Origin of the sequence: Legionella maceachernii (assembly GCF_900167045.1) — a bacterium.
Lineage (GTDB): Bacteria > Pseudomonadota > Gammaproteobacteria > Legionellales > Legionellaceae > Tatlockia > Tatlockia maceachernii.
Map to the genome: position 1 here is coordinate 1 of NZ_FUXJ01000037.1, position 1,372 is coordinate 1,372.

Below are 1,372 nucleotides of genomic sequence, written 5' to 3' on the forward strand. Positions count from 1 at the left end.
TGATATAGGCGCAGATTTTTGGACGAAAAAAGGGAGATTTTAAGAGCTATTCTTCTAAGAATTATTGGAGAATAGAATGACTAAAAAGCGCAATTATTACACTGCATCCAAAAAATCAAAAATTGCCATTGCAGCAATTGAGGGCAAGCTAACCCAAGCCCAACTAACCAGCGAATATGGTGTTCATCCTACTCAGATCAAGGCGTGGAAGCAAACCGCATTACAAGCAATAAGCGATGTGTTTTCTAATGCAAAAGATAAGGATAAAATCGCACAAACAGAGCTTGTCGATTCGCTATATGAAGAGATTGGGCGACTTCAAGCACAATTGTCTTGGTTAAAAAAAAAGCATTATCCTGAGTTTAGATGAGAAGCGTAAGTTAATCGATGGCAGGGCTGAAATAACAATCCGCGAGCAGTGCATGCTACTCGGATTGAACGTTTCAAGTTACTATTACAAGGCGTCTCCCATATCAGCAGAAGATGAGCGATTAATGGCGTTGCTGGATGAGCATTATCTTCAATATCCATGTGAAGGCAAAATCAAGCGTGCTCAGTGGTTGTCACAAGAAGTTGGTTATCCTGTTGGTAAACGTCGTATCAAGAGACTTATGGAGCTTATGGGATTAGAAACTGTTTACCCAAAGCCAAATACAAGCGTTCCCAATAAAGAGCACACCGTGTACCCCTATCTATTGCGAGATGTTGATATCACAAGGCCGAATCAAGTATGGGCGGCAGATATCACTTATGTCCGGATGAAAGGTGGCCACGTTTATTTGCTTGCTATTATGGATTGGTATAGTCGCTATGTGATTCAATGGGCGCTTTCACCAACGCTTGAGGCTGAATTCTGTGTGGAGGCACTTAGAAATGCCTTGCTGCAGGGACGATGCGAGATATTTAATACCGATCAGGGAGCTCAATTTACATCTAATGATTGGATAAACACTCTTAAAGCTCACAAAATATCTATTAGTATGGACGGACGAGGTCGGTACTTAGATAATATTTTCATAGAGCGGCTATGGCGCAGTGTAAAACAAGAAAAACTCTATCGGTATTCTTTTGAAACAATCGAAGAGGTTGAGCTGGCATTATCTGAGTACTTTGATTATTATAACAACCGAAGATCACACCAGTCTTTCGGATACATTACACCAGCCAGTATGTATTTTGGATTCAACCCAAAAACATGAGCTCCGTGTGTGATGGCTTACCCAGGGTCCACAGGCCTATCCGAGACAATGAAAGCTCTCCTGGCCTATGGACTTGTGGATAAGCCATTCTGAGAGTAACGTGATTAAACTAACAAGCTGGGAATAGCTCTTATTTTCCCTGAATTTTGTTCCAGATCACCGGACCTATCTAA

At 41.5% G+C, this 1,372-nt stretch carries 2 protein-coding genes; both read left to right on the top strand.

All coding sequences use genetic code 11. From position 1 onward, the window contains the following. The first annotated feature begins 76 nt into the window (after window positions 1-76). Window positions 77-370, top strand: coding sequence for a hypothetical protein (locus B5D33_RS16230; RefSeq protein WP_058452994.1), 294 nt, complete (start codon window positions 77-79; stop codon window positions 368-370). A 37-nt stretch (window positions 371-407) separates the two neighbouring features. Further along, window positions 408-1,199 carry an IS3 family transposase gene (locus B5D33_RS16235; RefSeq protein WP_318796040.1) on the top strand — a complete coding sequence of 264 codons (792 nt, stop codon included), beginning with the start codon at window positions 408-410 and terminating at the stop codon, window positions 1,197-1,199. Window positions 1,200-1,372: the final 173 nt, after the last annotated feature.